The organism is Stutzerimonas stutzeri (genome assembly GCF_000935215.1).
Lineage (GTDB): Bacteria > Pseudomonadota > Gammaproteobacteria > Pseudomonadales > Pseudomonadaceae > Stutzerimonas.
The window spans coordinates 1-2,370 of sequence record NZ_JXXD01000343.1; the positions used below are offsets into that span (position 1 = coordinate 1).

The window sequence follows — 2,370 nt, forward strand, 5'->3', positions numbered from 1 at the left end:
AATTGGCGTCCGCGTAGTAGCGCAACTTCTTCGCCTTGATCGGCGCCACGCTGGACACCATCACCACGGCTTCGTCAGGCGGAAGCTGCATGACTTCGCCCGGCGTCAGCAGCGGGCGGGCCGTCTCCTGCCGCGACACCATCAGGTGGCCCAGCCACGGTGCGAGCCGATGGCCCGCGTAGTTGCGCTGCGCGCGCAGCTCGGTAGCGGTGCCGAGCGTTTCGGAAATGCGCTTGGCCGTGCGTTCGTCGTTCGTGGCGAACGTCACCCGGACATGGCAGTTGTCGAGAATCGAATGGTTCTGGCCGTAGGATTTGTCGATCTGGTTCAGGCTTTGGGCGATGAGGAAACTACGGATGCCGTAGCCGGCCATGAAGGCCAGCGCCGTCTCGAAGAAGTCCAGGCGCCCCAGCGCCGGGAACTCATCGAGCATCAGCAGCAGCTTGTGGCGGCGCTCGATGCCGTCACTGCCATCGAGCGATTCGGTGAGGCGCCGGCCGATCTGGTTGAGGATCAGGCGGATGAGCGGCTTCGTGCGCGAAATGTCCGAAGGCGGCACCACCAGATACAGCGATACCGGATGCTCTGCCGCGATCAGGTCGGCGATGCGCCAGTCGCAGCGCGAGGTGACTTCGGCCACCGTGGGGTCGCGGTACAGGCCGAGGAACGACATGGCGGTGCTCAACACACCGGAACGCTCGTTGTCCGACTTGTTGAGCACTTCGCGCGCAGCGGAGGCCACCACCGGATGCGGGCCACCACCATCCTCGTTCACGAGGTGCGGCGTGGTCATCATCCGATGCAAGGTCAGCTCGAACGGGCTGGCCGGGTCGCTGAGAAAATTGGCGACGCCGCGCAGCGTCTTGTCCCCGCCCGCGTAGAGCACATGCAGAATGGCTCCGACCAGCAGCGCGTGCGAGGTCTTTTCCCAATGGTTGCGCTTTTCCAGCGCGCCTTCGGGATCGACCAGAATGTCCGCGATGTTCTGCACGTCGCGCACTTCATGCGCGCCGCGCCGAACCTCCAGCAGCGGGTTGTAGGCGGCCGACTTCGAATCGGTCGGGTTGAACAGCAGACAATGCGAGAAGCGCGAGCGCCAGCCTGCGGTGATCTGCCAGTTCTCGCCCTTGATGTCGTGGATGACGGCCGACGCTGGCCAGGACAGGAGCGTCGGCACCACCAAGCCCACGCCTTTGCCCGAGCGGGTAGGCGCGAAGGTCAGGACGTGTTCCGGCCCTTCGTGCCGTAGGTACTGACGATCGTGCTGGCCGAGGAACACGCCGACCGACTGTGTGAGGCCGGCTTTGCGAATGTCATCCGCGTTCGCCCAGCGCGCAGAGCCGTAGGTCGTGACCAGGCGCGATTGCCGCGAGCGCCATATCGACATGCCGATGGCAACGAGCACGGCCACAAGACCGCTGCCGCCCGCGATGGCGCCGCCGGTGTCAAAGATGCGGGGCGCGTAGGCATCGAAGAAGAACCACCACTCGAACAGCTTCCACGGGTGATAGATCGGCGTGCCAAGAAGATCGAACCAGGGCGAGCCAAGGCGTAGTTGATAGCCAAGGGCCGCTGCTGTCCATTGTGTGGCACCCCACACTCCGGCGATCACGATGCCGAATACCACGGCAATCTGACCGAACAGCACGTTCGTCCCTTGCATGACCTGGCCTCCGATTTCTCCTGCGCTGATTCCTCATGGAAGAAGCGGCACAAGGGCGTGCCGCAGGCGTCAGGATCGGTGCCGGGTCAGTGCCAGTCAAAGACCGTTTTCAACAGAAAGGTCGAGCAAAAAGACAGAGTTCGCGCAACGTCGAATCAAAGAAAAACGCCGCAAGCGAAGGCGCATTGCGGCGTGTCGAACAAAAAATTAAGGCGATGCGGCGAGCCGCCAACAATCAGAACTTGGGAGATTCCTTCGGCGGTGTGTAGGGGGTTTCGCCGTCGCCGTAGAACCGCTTGCGCGTGGCTTCAGCCACTCGGTTGCACAGCACGTCGCCGAGCTTCGGGCGGTCGGTCTTGCATTGCTGGCGCAGTTCCTTGAGCCGTTCGGGATTGGCCGCCAGTTCTTCCACCGTTGGGATATTCGCTTCCGAAGTGTTGGCCTTCTGAGGCGTTTCGGACTGGCCGCAGGCAGTCAACACGGCCACCAGCAAGAATGGGACGATCTTCTTCATGGCGCAGATTCCTCCAGGGGATCGGAATGATGGCCCGGCTTGGGCCTTGGGGGTTCCGGTGATTCGACGGCCTGCACGCGCTCAATGAACCGCGCAAGCTCCTCGGACGGCTCGCCTGCGGCGTGCAGTAGGTAGGTCGTTAGCGGTGGCACGCGCAGCGCCAGCGGCCGGGCGACTACGCCCGGTTCATGGC

2 protein-coding genes and 1 pseudogene are annotated in these 2,370 nt (G+C 63.5%); all 3 read right to left on the minus strand.

Annotated elements, in window-relative coordinates; translation table 11 throughout:
• Positions 1-1,663, minus strand: a 1,663-nt coding sequence (locus LO50_RS23220) for a conjugal transfer protein TraG (RefSeq protein ID WP_044316507.1), incomplete at its 3' end; no start/stop codon positions are given.
• Positions 1,664-1,898: 235 nt separating this feature from the next.
• Positions 1,899-2,177, minus strand: coding sequence for an EexN family lipoprotein (locus LO50_RS23225; protein ID WP_044316508.1), 279 nt, complete (start codon positions 2,175-2,177; stop codon positions 1,899-1,901).
• Positions 2,174-2,370 (minus strand): annotated as a pseudogene (locus tag LO50_RS25530) (LysR family transcriptional regulator); the annotation flags it as partial. The pseudogene LO50_RS25530 and the gene LO50_RS23225, both read right to left, overlap by 4 nt.

Coding starts and splice junctions, on each gene's coding strand:
- LO50_RS23225 (WP_044316508.1), bottom strand. CDS start 2,177: ATGAAGAAGATCGTCCCATTCTTGCTGGTGGCCGTGTTGACTGCCTGC.